13 protein-coding genes are annotated in these 17,721 nt (G+C 68.3%); 5 read left to right on the forward strand and 8 right to left on the reverse strand.

The annotated features are described in order from the left end of the window. The first annotated feature begins 34 nt into the window (after positions 1–34). Complete coding sequence (locus ACLJO0_RS22135) at positions 35–3,757, forward strand: ABC transporter ATP-binding protein (protein ID WP_410580350.1); 3,723 nt, start codon at positions 35–37, stop codon at positions 3,755–3,757. A 279-nt stretch (positions 3,758–4,036) separates the two neighbouring features. Here the strand turns inward: ACLJO0_RS22135 and ACLJO0_RS22140 are convergent, their stop codons facing one another. Further along, positions 4,037–4,348: a hypothetical protein gene (locus ACLJO0_RS22140; RefSeq protein WP_410580351.1), complete on the reverse strand. Its 312-nt coding sequence runs from the start codon at positions 4,346–4,348 to the stop codon at positions 4,037–4,039. Positions 4,349–4,422: 74 nt separating this feature from the next. Between ACLJO0_RS22140 and ACLJO0_RS22145 the strand changes: the two genes are divergently transcribed. Further along, positions 4,423–4,992 (forward strand): DUF4291 domain-containing protein, encoded by a 570-nt coding sequence (locus tag ACLJO0_RS22145; protein ID WP_410580352.1) that lies wholly within the window; start codon positions 4,423–4,425, stop codon positions 4,990–4,992. Here ACLJO0_RS22145 and ACLJO0_RS22150 read toward each other — a convergent pair. After that, the gene (locus ACLJO0_RS22150; RefSeq protein ID WP_125673926.1) at positions 4,989–5,255 is read right to left on the reverse strand and encodes a hypothetical protein; all 267 of its coding nucleotides are present in this window, start codon (positions 5,253–5,255) and stop codon (positions 4,989–4,991) included. The two genes, ACLJO0_RS22145 and ACLJO0_RS22150, sit on opposite strands and share 4 nt — an antisense overlap. Positions 5,256–5,628: 373 nt before the next feature. Between ACLJO0_RS22150 and ACLJO0_RS22155 the strand changes: the two genes are divergently transcribed. Continuing rightward, complete coding sequence (locus ACLJO0_RS22155) at positions 5,629–9,381, forward strand: multifunctional oxoglutarate decarboxylase/oxoglutarate dehydrogenase thiamine pyrophosphate-binding subunit/dihydrolipoyllysine-residue succinyltransferase subunit (RefSeq protein ID WP_410580353.1); 3,753 nt, start codon at positions 5,629–5,631, stop codon at positions 9,379–9,381. 87 nt (positions 9,382–9,468) lie between these two features. On the opposite strand, the gene ACLJO0_RS22160 is transcribed toward ACLJO0_RS22155, so the two are convergent. Together ACLJO0_RS22160 and ACLJO0_RS22165 are read right to left on the reverse strand one after the other, a co-directional pair. Continuing rightward, positions 9,469–10,188, reverse strand: coding sequence for a hypothetical protein (locus ACLJO0_RS22160; protein ID WP_410580354.1), 720 nt, complete (start codon positions 10,186–10,188; stop codon positions 9,469–9,471). 132 nt (positions 10,189–10,320) lie between these two features. Then, positions 10,321–11,883, reverse strand: coding sequence for a S8 family serine peptidase (locus ACLJO0_RS22165; RefSeq protein ID WP_410580355.1), 1,563 nt, complete (start codon positions 11,881–11,883; stop codon positions 10,321–10,323). Between the two features lie 393 nt (positions 11,884–12,276). On the opposite strand from ACLJO0_RS22165, the gene ACLJO0_RS22170 reads away from it, so the two are divergent. Next, positions 12,277–12,792, forward strand: a complete 516-nt coding sequence (locus tag ACLJO0_RS22170) for a GNAT family N-acetyltransferase (protein ID WP_410580356.1) — start codon at positions 12,277–12,279, stop codon at positions 12,790–12,792. Positions 12,793–12,869: 77 nt separating this feature from the next. Here the strand turns inward: ACLJO0_RS22170 and ACLJO0_RS22175 are convergent, their stop codons facing one another. From ACLJO0_RS22175 to ACLJO0_RS22190, 4 genes are read right to left on the reverse strand one after another with little or no spacing between them, the layout of a single operon-like run. Then, a complete protein-coding gene (locus tag ACLJO0_RS22175; RefSeq protein ID WP_410580357.1) occupies positions 12,870–13,769 on the reverse strand; it encodes an ABC transporter substrate-binding protein in 900 nt (299 codons plus the stop codon). After that, positions 13,766–14,455 (reverse strand): ABC transporter permease, encoded by a 690-nt coding sequence (locus ACLJO0_RS22180; protein ID WP_410580358.1) that lies wholly within the window; start codon positions 14,453–14,455, stop codon positions 13,766–13,768. The genes ACLJO0_RS22175 and ACLJO0_RS22180 overlap by 4 nt, the downstream gene beginning before the upstream one ends. Beyond that, on the reverse strand, positions 14,452–15,135 hold the full coding sequence (locus ACLJO0_RS22185; protein ID WP_410580359.1) for an ABC transporter permease: 684 nt from the start codon (positions 15,133–15,135) through the stop codon (positions 14,452–14,454). The genes ACLJO0_RS22180 and ACLJO0_RS22185 overlap by 4 nt, the downstream gene beginning before the upstream one ends. Continuing rightward, entirely contained in the window at positions 15,135–16,223 is a 1,089-nt protein-coding gene (locus tag ACLJO0_RS22190; protein ID WP_410580360.1) for an ABC transporter ATP-binding protein, read from the reverse strand. The genes ACLJO0_RS22185 and ACLJO0_RS22190 overlap by 1 nt, the downstream gene beginning before the upstream one ends. A gap of 91 nt (positions 16,224–16,314) precedes the next feature. Between ACLJO0_RS22190 and ACLJO0_RS22195 the strand changes: the two genes are divergently transcribed. Continuing rightward, the gene (locus ACLJO0_RS22195; RefSeq protein ID WP_410580361.1) at positions 16,315–17,718 is read left to right on the forward strand and encodes a bis-aminopropyl spermidine synthase family protein; all 1,404 of its coding nucleotides are present in this window, start codon (positions 16,315–16,317) and stop codon (positions 17,716–17,718) included. The last annotated feature ends 3 nt before the right edge of the window (positions 17,719–17,721 follow it).

Raw genomic sequence — 17,721 nt, forward strand, 5'->3', positions numbered from 1 at the left:
CGGTCCTGTCGGTGCGGCCGCATAGGCTTGTGGGGTGACTACTGCTCCACCTCGTCCGCGTCAAGCGAGCCCGGCACGTGAGACGGCCCCGGCACCCACCGGAGGCTGGATCCGCCGCCTGGCCGCTTCGTGCTGGAAACATCCTTGGCTCGTCGTGCTTTCGCTGGGTGCGGCCATCATCGGCGTCGGGTTGCAGGCCGCCGGTCCGCTGCTGATCCGCGAGGCTCTCGACGACGCCGTCGCGGGCGACACCTCCCGTCTCGGCCTGCTCGCCGCCGTGATGGCGGTACTGCAGGTGCTGACCTTCGGCAACGCCTTCGCCCGCCGGTACGTCGGCGGGCGGCTGGCCCTCGACGTCCAGCACGATCTGCGCCGCCAGGTGTTCAACGCGGTCTCCCGGCTCGACGGCGGCAAGCAGGACGCGCTGCGCACCGGCCAGGTCGCCTCCCGCGCGATCTCGGATCTGCAGCTGGTCACGTCGGTCCTGATGCAGGTGCCGCTTTCGGCGGGATCGGTGATCTTCGCGCTCCTGTCGCTCGGCGCGATGCTGTGGATGTCGCCGACGCTGACCCTGATCGCGATGGTGGTCGCCCCCGCGATCGCGATCATCATGGCGGTGAGCCGGAAGCGGCTCTTCCCCGCGACCTGGGCGGCCCAGCAGCGCGCGGCCGACGTCGCGCAGCAGGTCGAGGAAACCGTCACCGGCGTACGCGTCGTGAAGGGCTTCGGCCAGGAAACACGCGAAGTCGCGAAGCTTGAGAAGACGGCGAAGAAGCTCTTCGCGGAACGCATGCGCTCGGCGCGGCTCTCCTCCTTGCCGACGGCCACGACAGCGGCGCTGCCCGCGGCCGGCCAGGTCGCGGTGCTGGCCGTCGGCGGCGTCCTCGCACTGAAAGGCGAGATCAGCCTCGGCACCTTCCTGGCGTTCGCCACCTATCTGTCCATCCTGATCGGCCCGGCACGGATGATTTCGAGCCTCGTCGTGCAGGCCCAGCTGACCAGGGCCGGCGCGGAACGGGTCAACGAACTGATCGACGCGCAGCCGGACGTCGTAGACAGCCCGGACGCGCGGCCACTGCCCGCAGGCCCGCTCGGTGTCCGCCTGGAGGACGTCTCCTTCGGCTACACACGCTCGGATCCCGTGCTCGACGGTCTCACCCTGGAGGCCCGGCCGGGCGAAACACTCGCGCTCGTCGGCACCGCCGGTTCGGGCAAGTCGACGATCTCCTTGCTGCTGCCCCGGTTCTACGACGTGCACAGCGGTTCGATCCAGGTCGGCGATCTCGACGTCCGCGACGTCCGGCAGCACGACCTGCGCAGCGTGATCGGCGTGGTCTTCGAGGAGGCGTTCCTCTTCTCCTCGTCGGTGCGCGACAACATCGCCTACGGCAGGCCGGACGCGAGCGACGAAGAGATCCGCGCGGCCGCGCGGGCGGCGGAGGCGGACGAGTTCATCCAGCGCCTCCCTGCCGGGTACGACACGCTCGTCGGCGAGCGCGGCCTCACGCTTTCGGGAGGTCAGCGGCAGCGGCTCGGCCTCGCCAGGGCGCTGATGACCGATCCGCGCGTGCTGGTCCTCGACGACGCGACGTCCGCCATCGACACGGTCACCGAGGCGGCGATCCACGACACGCTGCGTTCGGTCACCGCGAGCCGGACGACCCTGCTGATCGCGCACCGCCGCTCCACCCTCGCTCTCGCCGACCGGATCGCCGTGCTGGACAAGGGCCGCGTCGTCGACGTCGGCACCGAGGAGGAACTGCTGGCGCGCTGCCCGCTGTTCCGCGAACTCGTCGCGGGGCCGGGTGACGACGTCGAGGAACCGCACCGCTGCGAGGGCCTCGACTGCGGCCCCTCGGGAATCACCCCCGCCCTGTGGCCGGAGCAGGACAAGGCCGACGAACTGGCGGGCGAACGCAAGGGCACCGGCGGCGAATGGGACGTCGACCTGCCGCCGAGCGGGGAACTCCTCGAAGGCGTCCGGAAGCTGCCGCCCGCCACGGACGTCCCGCGGCTGCCGGGCACCGACGTCACCGCGCCCGAACCGAAGTTCCGTCTCGGCCGCCTGCTGAAACCGGTGCGCGGCCCGCTCGCCGTGGTGATCGGGCTGGTCGCGGCGGACGCGCTGGCCACCATCGCGATGCCCGCGCTGTACCAGTACGGCATCGACAGCGGGGTGCGCGCCGGAGCCGAGGCGGTGATCTGGCTCGCCGCCGGAATCGGCGCTTTGGTGATCCTCACGGACTGGCTGGTGGTCTACCTCCAGACCAGGATGACGGCACGGGTCGGCGAGACGGTGCTGTATTCGCTGCGGGTCCGCAGTTACGCCCATCTGCAACGGCTCGGGCTCGACTTCTACGAACGCGAACTGTCCGGGAAGATCATGACCCGGATGACGACCGACGTCGACGCGCTCTCGACGTTCCTGCAGACCGGTGTCGCGCAGGCCGTGGTGAGCGCGCTGACCTTGGTCGGGATCGCGGCGGCGCTGATGATCACCGACATCGGGCTGGCGGCGTACGCGCTCGCGGTGCTGCCGATCCTCGTCGTGGCGACGGTGATCTTCCGCCGGGCGTCGTCCAAGGCGTACACCGAAGCCCGGGAACGGGTCAGCGTCGTCAACGCGGACATGCAGGAGAACGTGAACGGGCTGCGGGTCGCGCAGGCGTACACCCGCGAGGAGCGGACGGCGGAGAAGTTCGCTTCCCGCAGCGACGAGTACCGGCGTTCGCGGCTGCGCGCCCAACGCTATGTCGCGACGTACTTCCCTTTCGCGGCAATGCTTTCCGGATTGGCCGAGGTCGTCGTGCTGATCGTCGGCGCGAACCGGGTCGCGGCGGGCACGCTGTCGGCCGGTGTGCTGGTGGCGTTCCTGTTGTACCTCGGCCAGTTCTTCTCGCCGATCCAGCAGCTGTCCTCGGTCTTCGACGGCTATCAGCAGGCGCGAGTCGGCCTGACGCGCATCGGCGATCTCCTGCGCACGCCGACTTCCGTTCCGGCGGCGGAAAACCCGGTCCCGGTCCCGGAGCGACTACGGGGCGAGGTCTCCTTCAAGGACGTCGATTTCGCTTACACCGCAACGGATGACCCAGCGCTGAAGCAGCTGACGCTGGAGGTCGCCGCCGGGGAGACCGTCGCCTTGGTCGGTGCGACCGGCGCAGGCAAGTCGACAGCGGTGAAGCTCGTCGCGCGCTTCTACGACGCGACAGGCGGTGTGGTCCGGATCGACGGGACCGACATCCGCGAATACGACCTGGGCGCCCTGCGCACGCGGATGGGCGTGGTACCGCAGGAAGCGCATCTGTTCTCGGGGACCGTCGCGGACAATGTGCGCTACGGCAGGCCTTCCGCGACGGACGCGGAGGTAGAGGAGGCGGTCCGGTCCGTCGGCGCGCTCGACGGTGTCGCCGCGCTCCCCGCCGGTTTCCACCAGCCCGTCGGTGAACGCGGACGCTCGCTTTCGGCCGGGCAGCGGCAACTCGTCGCCCTCGCCCGCGCCGAACTCGTGGACCCGGACGTCCTCCTGCTCGACGAGGCGACCGCGGCCCTCGACCCGTCCACCGAAGCCGCCGTCCTGCGCGCGACGGAACAACTCGCGCGCCGCCGCACGACGTTCGTGGTCGCGCACCGCCTCGCCACCGCCGCCAAAGCGGATCGGATCGTGGTGCTGGACCACGGCCGGATCATCGAACAGGGCACCCACGCGGAACTGGTCGCCGCGGATGGCCACTACGCACGCCTCTGGTCACTGGGCTGACTCGGACCTCGTGAGTGGTACGGGCGTGATCCGGCGGACGACTCGTGGCGGAACCCCAGCCGCGCGTCGTGTCGTCCATCCAGTCACGCGAACTCGCCGGTACTGATCAAGTCGGTCGAGAGGGGAGGATTTGGGACGTTGGACGTCCCAAATCCTCCCCTCTCGCCTTCATCACTGTTCCGGGTGCGTTGCGAAAGTGGCTTTCGCAACCCCCACTTTCGCCAGACCGCACCGGGCCGAGGCAGTCGCCCCCGGCTTTCGCGACACGCGCCCGCCCTCTCACCCAGCCGACAGATCCAGCTGGAATTGCGCCCCCGGAGCCGACGGCTCCCACCCCCGCGCGAGCGCCAGCTGGATCGCGCGTTCGACATCCGAAGGCAGCACGGCCTTCGACGGCACCCCCATGTAGTTCAACGGACGCGCGTGATCCGTCCGGACAACCAGCACCGCACCCCGCTCCCCCTCCAGTTCCACCCCGTACGAAAGGAAGTACCCGCCGTCCTGTGCATGGGTGGGCTTCCGCCGGACGATCCACCGGTAAGCGATGTCGTCGACCACGATCCGTCGCGACCCCCTGCGCAGCAATGCCATGGAGCCAGCATGACTCCACGGGCAAGGGAATTTCGGTCGCGCGTGCACCCCCGCACCTGCCATCCTCACGACAAATGAACGAAGAGATCCCGGCGCGGCAGATCCGCGCCGTGCACACCGAAACCACGATCCGCGTCTATCAGGCGTACTCGCCGGCCATCGCCGGCGCCGCCGTGAAGGCGGGCACGTTCGTTCCGCCGTTCAAACGCGAACTCATGACCTGGATCAAGCCGTCCTTCCTCTGGATGGCGTATCGCTGCGGCTGGGCCGCGAAGCCCGGCCAAGAGCGCGTACTCGCCCTCGACATCACTCGCGAGGGTTTCGCGTGGGCGCTCGAACACGCGGCGCTCAGCCACTACGACCCGGACGTCCACTCCGACCGGAAGGCGTGGCAGGACGAGGTCAAGACCAGCCCGGTCCGTATCCAGTGGGATCCGGAGCGCGGCATCCGGCTCGGCGCGCTGAAGCACCGCTCGCTCCAGATGGGGCTGAGCGGCGAGGCCGTCGATCGTTATGTCGACAACTGGATCACGGCGGTCACCGACGTCACCTCGACCATGCGCGAGATCGGCGCCCTGGTCGCGGCGAACCGCATCGAAGACGCCGAAGCGCTGCTACCCGCGGAGCGCCCGTACCCCGGCTAAGGCCGCCACTTGAGGCCGCTCATCCCGGCGACCTCGAGGTCCTGAGCCGAAGCCCACCGGACGGTCCCCGGCCGCACGTGCACCCCGGCCGTCACGGCCCAATCCGGCTCGTCGGGCTCGACGTGCTCCATCTCCTTGAAGTCGGCGAGCGTCGGCCAGACCGCCGAGCACGAGTCGCACATCAGCACGACCTTGCCGGACTCGGTGACCAGCGGGCGCACGCGCCCCTCGTCCCAGAACGACGGGCACTCGTCGAGCCACATCGGCTGCCACCACCTCGCGGGCGATCGGCGGCAGGCACGACACCGGCCGCATCGTCCACCCAGCGAAGCCCCCTGACGTGAACTAAAGGCTGTCCGGGCACGACCAGCCGGCCAACCTTCACCGACGAAACAGTGACCTGACCTGCACGGACAGTGAAAACGACAGCAAAGGTCCCTTGCTACCCCGAACGGCCGAGCGCCCGGACGGCACGCCATATATTTTCGGTCTCTTGATCGAGACAGTGACCCATCACCTAGTGCGCCACGCCTCACACAGGCCAGTTCCATCACACGACCGCGACCGAGGGGGTTAGCCTGGTAGGCGCATCAGCGGTGTTCAAGATCTCGAGACGGATAGAGGCGAGTCCAAGCCGTGTCCAGCAGCAGCCCTGCGTCACAATTCGGCCCCAACGAGTGGGTCGTCGAGGAAATGTACGACCAGTTCCTCGCCGACCCCAGCTCAGTCGATGCCGCCTGGCACGACTTCTTCGCGGACTTCAAGCCAACGCAGGCCGCGCAGACCAAGGCCGACGACGCGCGTCAGAACTCCGGAGACCCCGGCAATGAAGGTCCTGGCGCCAACGGCCAGGTCGCCAACCCGTCGCCCCAGACAGTCCGCAACGCCGAGTCCACCGCGAAGCAGACCGCGCCGAAGAACGCCCCCGCGAAGCCCGCACCGAGGACCGAGGCGAAGGCCACCGCGCCCGCGAAGGCCCCAGCGCCTGCGAAGGCGGCTGCACCCAAGGCGGCTGAGAAGGCCCCGGCCAAGCCCGCCGAGAAGGACGCCGAACCGGAGTCGAAGCAGCTCCGTGGCGCCGCGGCCGCGATCGCGAAGAACATGGACGCCTCGCTGTCGGTGCCGACGGCCACGAGTGTGCGCGCCGTTCCGGCGAAGCTGATGGCCGACAACCGCATCGTCATCAACAACCACCTCAAGCGCACGCGCGGCGGCAAGATCTCCTTCACGCACCTCATCGGGTACGCGATGGTCCGTGCGCTGAAGAACTTCCCGAACATGAACCGGCACTACCAGCTGATCGACGGGAAGCCGTTCGCGATCACGCCGGAGCACGTGAACTTCGGTCTCGCGATCGACATGAAGGGCAAGGAAGGCTCCCGCACGCTCGTCGTGGCCTCCATCAAGGCCACCGAGAACATGACCTTCATGCAGTTCTGGCAGGCCTACGAAGAGATCGTCAAGAAGGCCCGCAACGGCAAGCTGACCGCCGACGACTTCGCCGGCACCACGATCTCGCTGACCAACCCCGGCGGCATCGGCACCAACCACTCGGTGCCGCGGTTGCAGGCGGGCCAGGGCGCGATCATCGGCGTCGGCGCCATGCAGTACCCGGCGCACTTCGAGGGCACCAGCGAGAAGGCCCTCGTCGACCTCGGCGTCTCGAAGATCATGACGCTGACCTCGACCTATGACCACCGCATCATCCAGGGCGCGGAGTCGGGCGAGTTCCTCAAGCGCATCCACGAGCTGCTGCTCGGCGAAGACGGCTTCTACGACGACGTCTTCACCAGCCTGCGCCTGCCCTATGAGCCGATCCGCTGGGTCGCCGACATCCCGGACGGCCCGGTCGACAAGACCGCGCGCGTGATCGAGCTGATCGACGCCTTCCGCATGCGCGGTCACCTGATGGCCGACACCGACCCGCTGAACTACCGGCAGCGCAGCCACGCCGACCTCGACGTCCTCTCCCACGGCCTGACCCTGTGGGACCTGGACCGCGAGTTCCCGGTCGGCGGCTTCGCCGGCCAGGAGCGGATGAAGCTGCGCGACATCCTCGGCGTGCTGCGCAACTCGTACTGCCGCACCGTCGGCATCGAGTACACGCACATCCTCGACCCCGAGGAGCGCCGCTGGATCCAGGACCGCATCGAGATCCCGCACGAGAAGCCGGACCCCGCGGTCCAGAAGTACGTGCTCTCGAAGCTGAATGCCGCCGAGGCGTTCGAGACCTTCCTGCAGACCAAGTACGTCGGCCAGAAGCGGTTCTCCCTCGAAGGCGGCGAGACGGCGATCCCGCTGCTCGACACGCTGCTGGACAAGGCCGCCGAGCACGAGCTCGACGAGGTCGTCATCGGCATGCCGCACCGCGGCCGCCTGAACGTGCTGGCGAACATCGTCGGCAAGCCGATCGCGCAGATCTTCCAGGAGTTCGAGGGCAATCTCGACCCGGGCCAGGCGCACGGTTCCGGTGACGTGAAGTACCACCTCGGCGCCGAGGGCAAGTACTTCCGCATGTTCGGCGACGGCGAGACCAAGGTGTCGCTGACCGCGAACCCGTCGCACCTGGAGACCGTCGACCCGGTCCTCGAGGGCATCGTCCGCGCGAAGCAGGACATCCTCGACAAGGGTGGCGAGGGCTTCACCGTCCTCCCGGTCCTGATGCACGGCGACGCGGCCTTCGCGGGCCAGGGTGTCGTGGCCGAGACGCTGAACCTGGCGCTGCTGCGCGGTTACCGCACCGGCGGCACCGTGCACGTCATCGTCAACAACCAGGTCGGCTTCACCACCGCGCCCGAGCACTCGCGTTCGAGCCAGTACGCCACCGACGTCGCGAAGATGATCGGCTCGCCGATCTTCCACGTGAACGGTGACGACCCCGAGGCCGCGCACTGGGTGGCCAAGCTGGCCGTCGACTACCGCCAGGCGTTCCACAAGGACGTCGTGATCGACCTGATCTGCTACCGCCGCCGCGGCCACAACGAGGGCGACGACCCCTCGATGACGCAGCCGGCGATGTACGACATCATCGACACGAAGCGTTCGGTCCGGAAGACCTACACCGAATCGCTGATCGGCCGCGGCGACATCTCCGTCGAAGAGGCCGAAGCCGCGTTGCGCGACTTCTCCAGCCAGCTGGAGCACGTGTTCAACGAGGTCCGCGAACTGGAGAAGCACCCGGTGAAGGCCAGCCCCTCGGTCGAGGAGGAGCAGCAGGTCCCGGCCAAGGTGCCCACGGCGACCACCGCCGAGGTCATCGAGCACATCGGTGACGCGTTCCTCAACGTGCCCGAGGGCTTCACCCCGCACCCGCGGGTCAAGCCGGTCATGGAGCGCCGCCACAAGATGTCCCGCGAAGGCGGCATCGACTGGGCGTTCGGTGAGCTGCTCGCCTTCGGTTCGTTGGCGATGGAAGGCCGCCTGGTGCGGCTGTCCGGCCAGGACTCCCGCCGCGGCACCTTCACCCAGCGCCACTCGGTGCTGATCGACCGCAAGACCGGCCAGGAATACTCGCCGCTGGCCAGCCTGGCCGATGGCCAGGGCCGCGTGATGATCTACGACTCGGCGCTGTCCGAGTACGCGGCGGTCGGCTTCGAGTACGGCTACTCGGTGGCCAACTCCGAAGCGCTGGTCATGTGGGAAGCGCAGTTCGGTGACTTCGTCAACGGCGCGCAGACCGTCATCGACGAGTACATCTCCTCCGGTGAGGCCAAGTGGGGCCAGCTCTCCGACGTCGTGCTGCTGCTGCCGCACGGCCACGAAGGCCAGGGCCCGGACCACACCTCCGGCCGTATCGAGCGTTTCCTCTCGCTCTGCGCGGAAGGCTCGATGACCGTCTCGGTGCCGTCGACCCCGGCGAACTACTTCCACCTGCTCCGCCGTCACGCCCTCGACGGAGTCAACCGGCCGCTGGTGGTCTTCACCCCCAAGTCGATGCTGCGCAACAAGGCGGCGACTTCGCAGGTCGAGGACTTCACCGGCCAGTCGAAGTTCATGTCGGTCATCGACGACGCCGTCGTCGACCCGTCGAAGGTGCGCAAGGTGCTCCTGACCTCGGGCAAGCTCTACTGGGAGCTGGTGGCCGAGCGGACGAAGCGCGAAGCGAACGACATCGCGATCGTGCGGGTCGAGCAGTACTACCCGTTGCCGAAGAAGAAGCTGCTGGCGGCGCTCGAGCGCTACAACGGCGCTCCCGCGGTCTGGGTCCAGGAGGAGCCGGAGAACCAGGGTGCGTGGCCGTTCTTCGGCCTGAACCTGCCGCGGAAGCTCCCGGAGGTGTTCGCCGACCTGGATGTCGTGTCGCGTCGTCCGATGGCGGCACCGTCGGCGGGTTCGTCCAAGGTGCACGAGGTCGAGCAGAAGGCGCTGATCGCGCGGGCCTTCGACTGATCGCCTGACGTGAGCTGAAGGGGCCCTTCACCGCATCCCATGCGGTGAAGGGCCCCTTCGCTGCGTCTGACGCGGTGAAAGCGTCCTTCAGCCGATCGCCTCGGAGGTCGCCCTGGCCATCTTCAGCGCGTTCTCCTTGCACACCGTCTGGTTGACGGTCGCGGACGCGTCGGGGCCGGTCACGATGATCTCGCCCTCGACGTTGCCCTGGTAGAACTTGATCTGGCACTGGCTCGGCGAATCGAGCTTGGTGTGCACGGCTTTGGTCGACTTCGCCATGGTGGGGATGAGCACGCCGCCATCGGTCACGGCGTTCTCGACACTCGCCTTGGCCCAGGCCTCACCGGCGCCCGACCCCGGCTCCTTCGACTTCGACAGGTACATCACGACGGTCGCCGAAGGCGCGTTGGGCTCACGCCAGCTGCAGGACGAGCGGGTGTAGGTGATGTCGTCGTTCGACGTGCTCGCCGGCTCCTCACCCTTCGGCGTTTCGAGCGGCGGCAGGTTCCTCACCTTGCCGCCGATCTTCTCGCAGCCGGGCATGGCGGTGTACTTGTCCGGCGGCCCGGTCTTCTTGGACGAGGTCGGCGCCGCGGTCGGGGACGAACCGGAGTCGTCGGACAGCAGCAGGAAGGCCGCGACCCCGCCACCGCCGAGCAGCACCACCGCGCCGATGACGAGCCCGACGATGAGGCCGGTGTTCGATTTCTTGGGCGGCGGCCCGTATCCGGGCGGCGGGTACCCCGGATATCCCTGCGGCGGATACGGCTGCTGAGGTCCCTGCTGATAGGGCGGTCCGGGCTGCATGCGGAGAGGTTAAAGCCTCGCGAAGGTCCTTAGTGGACGAACGCCGCAACTGGGCGCCGAATCACTCTCCGGATACGGGAAGGCCCCCTTCCCAGCAGGAGGAAGGGGGCCTTCACGTACTCCAGATGTGGATCAGACGGTCAGCGACCAGCTGTTGAGCGAGCCGGTGTCGACCCGGTAGACGTCCTGCACCTTCAACTTCCAGGCGCCGTTGGCGGCCTCGGTCGAGACGTTGGCGGTGTAGGTGGTGTTGATGTTGTCGGACGAGTCGTTGCTCGAACCCTTCAGGCGGTACGAGCTGCCGTCCGGCGCGACCAGGTCGATGACGAGGTCACCGACGTAGGTGTGCGTGATGTTCACCGCGACCTTGGTGGTGGCCGAGGCGTTGCGGGCGCAGTTCGCGACGGTGATCGTGCTGGTCACCGCGGCACCGGCGTCGGGGATGGCGACGACGCCGCTGTTGGTCTGCGTGCCGCAGGGGGTCGGCTCGGGGCCGGGGCCACCAGCGCCGGTGTAGAGCAGCACGTTCGGCGAACCGGTGCCCGGGTTGGTCACCTTGTCCTTGGTGCCGTTGGCGACCAGGGCGTCACGGACCTGCTTCGGCGTGGCCGTCGGGTTGGCGGAGGCGTACAGGGCCGCCGCGCCCACGACGTGCGGGGTCGCCATCGAGGTACCGCTGATGGTGTTGGTGCCGTTGTTCAGCCACGTCGACGTGATGCCGCTGCCCGGCGCGAAGATGTCGAGGCAGGTGCCGATGTTGGAGAAGCTGGACCGCGCGTCCGTGTTCGTCGTCGAGCCGACGGTGATCGCTTCCGGCGTACGGGCGGGCGAGACGTTGCAGGCGTTGGCGCCCGTGTCGTTACCGGCCGCGACACCATAGGTGATGCCCGCCGCGATCGACCGCTGGACGGCCTGGTCGAGGGTGGTCGACGCGCCGCCGCCGAGGCTCATGTTCGCGACGGCGGGCTTGACGGCGTTCGCGGTCACCCAGTCGACACCGGCGATGACGCCGGCGGTCGTACCGGAACCGGAGCAGTTCAGCACGCGGACGGCGACGAGCTTGACGCCCTTGGCCAGACCGTGCGCGGTACCGCCGATGGTGCCGGCGACGTGGGTGCCGTGACCCTGGCAGTCCGTGGCGTCGTTGTCGTTGTCGACGGTGTCACGGCCGTGGGTCGCGCGCCCGCCGAAGTCGGGGTGCGTGGTGAGGATGCCGGTGTCGACGACGTACGCGGTGACGTTCGACGCCGTGGTGCTGTAGCTGTACTTCTGGTTGAGCGGAAGGCTCTGCTGGTCGACCCGGTCCAGGCCCCACGACGGCGGGTTCAGCTGGTCCGCCGAGATCGAGACGGTCTGGTTCTGCTCCACGTAGGCGACCGCGGGGTCCGCGGCGACACGCTTCGCCTGCTTTTCGGTCAGCGCACCGGAGAAGCCGTGGACCGAAGACGCGAAGGTCTTCTCGATCGTGCCGCCGTGGCGCTTGGTCACGCTCTTCGCGGTGGCTTCGACCGACGAGCCGTCCTTCAGCACGACGATGTAGCTGTCCTTGATCGCCTTGTCGCTACCCGCGTTGACGATCGAACCCTCCGCCGCCGACGCGACGGTGGTACCGCCCAGCGCCGTCAGCACGGCGACGGCCGCGGCCACACCGAAGGCGGGCAGTCGTCTCTTCAAGGTTCCCAGGGAATTGTTCAAGATATTCCTCCCAGGCAGGGTCGACCCACGGGCGTGAAATGGCCCGCCGGATCGTTGGGGTGACTCAGAGGTGAAGCGCGTTCCACTTAGGAGCGCAGGCTGAGACTAAGTCGCCGATTCACCCTAAGGAAGACCTTGCATTACGGACATCCCGGTAGTATTGGACACGTCATCGACGCAGCTCGGGCACCGTTCAGCCCCCGCCTTTAGTCGCGTTTTGCGCCCGTACGGCCCACGAAGAATTGGGGATCCGCACATCCAGTGGTCGCTTTCCGGTCCCCCGGCCGTTTCAGAGGCATGGAAGTACACACGGATGGCCGCCTACGAAAGTCGCGACCTCGCCGGGCGGAAATCGATTTCCACCCTACCTTCGGATGGAGCACAATCGGGCGCATGCTGCTCCGACAGGAAATCCCGGCCGACCGCGAGGCGATCCACGCGGTACATCTGGCCGCGTTCGCGAAACACAGTGTCCCGGTGGTCGAGGCGAAACTCGTCGATGAACTACGGGAGGACGGCGACCTGATCGGCGCACTGTCCATCGTGGCCGAACGCGAGGGGAAGGTCGCCGGGCATGTCTGCTGCAGCCCGGCCAAGCTCGGCTCCGACGAGAAGTCGGCGGTGGGCCTCGGTCCGCTCGGTGTCCTGCCCGAGTATCACGCCTCCGGCATCGGCTCCGCGCTCGTGCACGCGGTTCTCGGCGCGGCGGACGCCCTCGGCTACGGCGCCGTCGTCCTGCTGGGCGACCCGAATTACTACTCCCGCTTCGGCTTCGTACTCGCCGCACAGCACGGGATCACGCCGCCGGTCGCGGAATGGGCGCCGCACTTCCAGGTCCGCACCCTTCGCGCGTACACGCCCGATCTCCAGGGCGAGTTCCGCTACTCCCCCGCCTTCGACCGCCTCTAGCCCTATCGCAATTCGGCACCTGGTTGCGGTCGTTCGTTAGCCGAACTATCGCAAGCAGGTGCCGAATTGCGAGGGGGTCAGGCGGGCGCGAGGAGGTTGTTCCGGCGCAGGAACTCCTCGGCGACGTCGAGCGGGTTGCGCTTCTCCTCGCTGAACTGGACGTTCAGCTCGGTCAATTGCTCGGTCGTGAGCGCCGCCGAAACCCGGTTCAGCGTGTCGGCCTCCTTCGGCGACAACGTCCCCTTCGCCGCGAGGGGCACGATGTTCTGCGCGGGGAACATATTCTTGTCGTCCACCAGCGGCACGAACCCGTTCGCGGCGATCGACGAAGACGTGCTGAACAGGTCGGCGACCTGGATGTCGCCGGACTTCAACGCGGCGACCGTGACCGGGCCGCCGGTGTCGGTCGTGCGGATCTCGGCGAACTCACAGCCGTAGAGCGTCTTGATCTTGTCCTTCCAGCGACTGCTCCACTGGCCGGGACCGCCGAACACGAGTTCCTTGCACCGCTTGCCGAGATCGGAGAAGGTCCGCACCCCGGAATCGGCGAGTTCCTTGCGCACCACCAGCAGGTCCTTGTCCTCCGCGGGCGCCTGTTCGAGGACCTCGAAGCCGGACGGCAGCTTCTGCTTCAGCTGCGCGTAGACGTCCTGCGGCGTGGTGGCCTGCGTGTCCTTGTCGAAGTAGCGCAACAGGTTCCCGCTGTAATCCGGTACGACCGAAAGCGATTTGTCCTGCAGTGCCTTGACGACGACCTCGCGGCTGCCGACCGGCGGGCGCACGGTGACGTTCTCCGCGCCCGCGTTGCGCAGCGCGCCCGCGTAGATCTGGGCCAGCAGAAGGCTTTCCCCGACGTCGGACGCGCCGATGATGATGTCGCCGGTCGCACCGCCCTCGGCGCCGCCGGCGAGCGGGTTGCCACAGCTCGCCGTGAGCAAAGCGATCCCGGCGAACAGCGCCGCCACCCTCCGCTTCATGCCTTCGCCTTCTTCCCGCTCGCGGCCTGTGCCAGCCGAACTCCCTTGGGCACCAGCAACCGCTGGACCCCCGCCAGCACCAGATCCAGTACGACAGCCAGCAATGTCGTCAGCAGCGCGCCCGCGACCACCTGCGGATAATCCAAAATGGCCAGTCCGTCGAGCAGGAACCGGCCGAGCCCACCGAGTCCGACATAGGCGGCCACGGCGGCCGTGGCCACCAGTTGCAGCACCGAGTTCCGCACCCCGCCGAGCACCAGCGGCAGCGAGATGGGCACCTCGACCTTCCACAATCGTTGCCAGCCGGTCATTCCGATGCCCTGCGCCGCGTCGACCAAGCCGTGGTCGGTCGCCTGCAAACCCGCGTACGTCCCGGCGAGGATCGGCGGGATCGCGAGCACCACGAGCCCGATGATCGTCGAGAGCTCGCTTTCGGTGAAGAGCAGGAACAGGAAGGTCACCAGCCCCAGCGTCGGCAGCGCGCGGATCGCGTTGCCGCCGCTCACCAGCAGCACCGCGCCCCGACCGGTGTGCCCGACGTAGAGCCCGAGCGGGAGCGCGATGATCAGCGCGAAGACCAGCGCCAGCGCGGTGTAGCCGAGATGCTGCAGCAGGCGGGCCGGGACGCCGTTCGTACCCTGCCAGTGGGCCGGATCCCCGAACCAGTTCAGGACGTCGCCGATCATTTCGCCCCCGCCGCGGTCGCCACCCGGTCCCAGGGTGTGAGGAGATTGCGAAGCTGCACCAGCAGCAGGTCGACGACCAGCGCGAGCAGCAGCGTCGCGACGATCCCGACGACGATCGGCGAGAAGTACTCGCGCTGGAAGCCGTCGGTGAACAGCACGCCGAGCCCGCCGGTGCCGATCAGCGCGCCGACGCTGACCAGGCTGATGTTGCTGACCGAGGCCACCCGGACGCCCGCCGCGAGCACCGGCACCGAAAGCGGCAGCTCCACGGCGAGGAAGCGGCGCGCGGGTTTGTAGCCGATGGCCGTGGCCGCGGCGACTACGTGCGGCGGGACCGCGTCGAGCGCGTCCAGCACCGGGCGTACGAGCAGCGCGGCGGTGTAGACGGTGAGCGCCACGATGACGTTGACGCTGTCGAGGATCTTCGAACCGATGATGCCCGGGATCACCACGAACAAGGCGAGCGACGGGATCGTGTACAGCAGGTTCGACACGACGAGCAGTACGGAACGCGCCGCGGCGAACCGATGGCCGAGCCAGCCCGCCAGCACCGCGATCAGCAGGCCCAGCACCAGCGGGACCAGCGAGAGATAGATGTGGTCGAGCAGGTCGCCGAAGAACTGCGAGCGGTTGTTGGCGCTGCCCAGGTAACGACCGAGCTCCGCGAAGAAGTCGCCCATCAGGAGCTCAGCGACGGCGTTTCGATCACCTCGAGGACTTGCCGGGCTCTGACCACGCCGACGACCTTTTGGTCGGCGTCGACCACGACACCGAGGCTCGCGGGCGAGGAAAGCGCCGCGTCGAGCGCGCCGCGGATCGGTGCACCCTGGAGGTAGAGCGACCCGCCCGCGACGAGGTCGGTCTCGGCGAGCTCCCCGTCCACAGTGGACCCGGGACGCAGCCAGCCGCGCGGCTGTCCGTCGGCGTTGACCGCGACCCGCCACTCGTCGGCCGGTCCGGGGGCGGGCTTGCCGACCTCGACCCGCTCGACCTCTTCGACGACGATCCCTTCCGCCGACAGGAACGAAAGCCCGCGGTAGCCGCGGTCCTTGCCCACGAACGAAGCGACGAAGTCGTCGACGGGATGACGCAACACCTCGGACGGCGTGCCGTACTGCGCGAGCACCCCACCGACGCGGAGCACCGCGATCTTGTCGCCGAGCCGCACGGCCTCGTCGATGTCGTGGGTGACGAACACGATCGTCTTCCCCAGCTGTGACTGGAGGCGCAGCAATTCGTCCTGCAGTTCCTCGCGGACGATCGGGTCGACGGCGGAGAACGGCTCGTCCATCAGCAGCACCGGCGAATCCGCCGCGAGCGCCCTGGCGACCCCGACGCGCTGCTGCTGGCCGCCGGAAAGCTGGGCGGGGTAGCGCTTGCCGAGTTCCGCGGGCAGGCCGACGGTTTCGAGCAGTTCGGCGGCACGCTTGCGCGCCTTGCCCTTGTCCCAGCCGGACAGCAGCGGCACGGTCGCGACGTTGTCGAGGACTGTCCTGTGTGGAAAGAGGCCGGCGTGCTGGATGACGTAACCGATGCCGCGGCGCAGCAGTGCCGGGTCGCCTTCGCTGACGTCCTTGCCGTCGAGCAGAACCGTGCCCGACGTCGGCTCGACCATGCGGTTGATCATCCGCAGCGACGTGGTCTTGCCGCAGCCGGACGGCCCGACGAAGACGGTGATCGTGCCGTCCTCCACGGTGAGGTTCAGGTCGTCGACCGCGACCGTCCCGTCCGGATACCGCTTCGTCACGCCACGGAACTCGATAGTCACGCGTCTCTCCCCCTGTCTGGTCGAAAAACCGTAGCCCACATCCTGCCTGTTGGCACGGTGTCTCAGGGGGCGGGTCACTAGGCTGCTGGCTGTGAGTTCCCCCGTCGATGAGGTCTTCGCGGCGCACGGTGTCCACGTGCGACCGCTCCATCAGGTGATTTCCCTGCTCCGGACGGATTGGCGTGATCTCGGCGAACTGGTCCGGCTCAGCACCGCGCCACGCCGGAGTGTCGAAGACGTCCTGAACGCGCTCGGCGACGACCTCGAGCGGAACGAGTCCCGCGTCCGGCTCGCCCCCACCGCCCGCGAGAAGTACGCGCGCTTCGAGGCACGGGACCGGAAATCCGATCCCGACCTGCTGAAGACCATCACCAGCTACGTCGAGAACGTCCCTGCGCCGCTGGCCGCACTCGACCACGTGCAGGCGACACCGGAGACCGTGCTGAACCGGGCGCTGTGGCTGGACGAGCGCTACGACCTCGCGACGGCGAAGCTGCTGTTCCTGGGTGACCATGACCTCACTTCGCTGGCCGTACGCGCGTTGCGGCCCGACGCGGACCTCACCGTCGTCGACCTCGACGATCGCGTCCTCGCCTACATCGACGAACTCAGCGAGCGGTCGATCCGCACCCTGCACACGGATCTGCGTGTCGGCTTGCCACCCTCGGTGACCGGGCGGATGGATCTCGTGTTCAGTGATCCGCCTTACACCCCCGAAGGAATGGGCTTGTTCGCGGCGCGCGGGGTCCAGGCGCTCAGCGAACCGTCGGAGGGGCGACTGCTGCTCGCCTACGGTTACAGCCCGCGCCATCCCGCGCTGGGCGCGCAGGTGCAGCGGGCGCTCGCGACGCTCGGGCTGACCTTCGAAGCGATCCTGCCGGACTTCAACCGGTACTTCGGCGCGCAGGCGATCGGGAGCGCGGCGGACCTCTACGTCTGTCAGCCGACCGCGAAGTCGAAGAAGAACCGTGGCGGCAAGGGAAAGGCCGCGATCTACACCCACGGCCCGCAGTCGGTGGAATCCGCGGGCGCGGCCAAGCCGTCGCTGCTGGACAAGCTGCACGAAACCGCCACGGAGGGCGGGCTGGCACTGGAGTCGCGGCCGGTCGACTGGTCCGTTTCCGGGCCGGAGGGTGACGCGGTCGCGATGGATCTTTCGGCCGACCCCGGCCCGTGGCTGCTGCGGACCCTGCTGGGCACCAACGCGCGACGGCTGGCGCTGCTGCTCCCGAACTCGCATCCCGACCTGACGAACGCCGAAGCGCAGGGCGCGCTCAACCGGCTGGTCGGGGCGAAGTACAAGCTGCGGCTGCTACGGAGCACCCCGGACAACCGGCACGCCATCGTCGTCGCGGACGCCGTCGAGCATCCGGACGAACTCCTGACCCGTGCGCACGCGCGCCTGGCGAACGTGTCGCTGGACGTGCCGTCGGACCTCACGGACGCGCGGCTGATCGACCTGCCGAGGCACCGGCTGGCGGAACTGCTCGGCTGAGCG

Source organism: Amycolatopsis sp. lyj-108 (assembly GCF_046549005.1).
In the GTDB taxonomy this organism is placed as follows: Bacteria; Actinomycetota; Actinomycetes; order Mycobacteriales; family Pseudonocardiaceae; genus Amycolatopsis.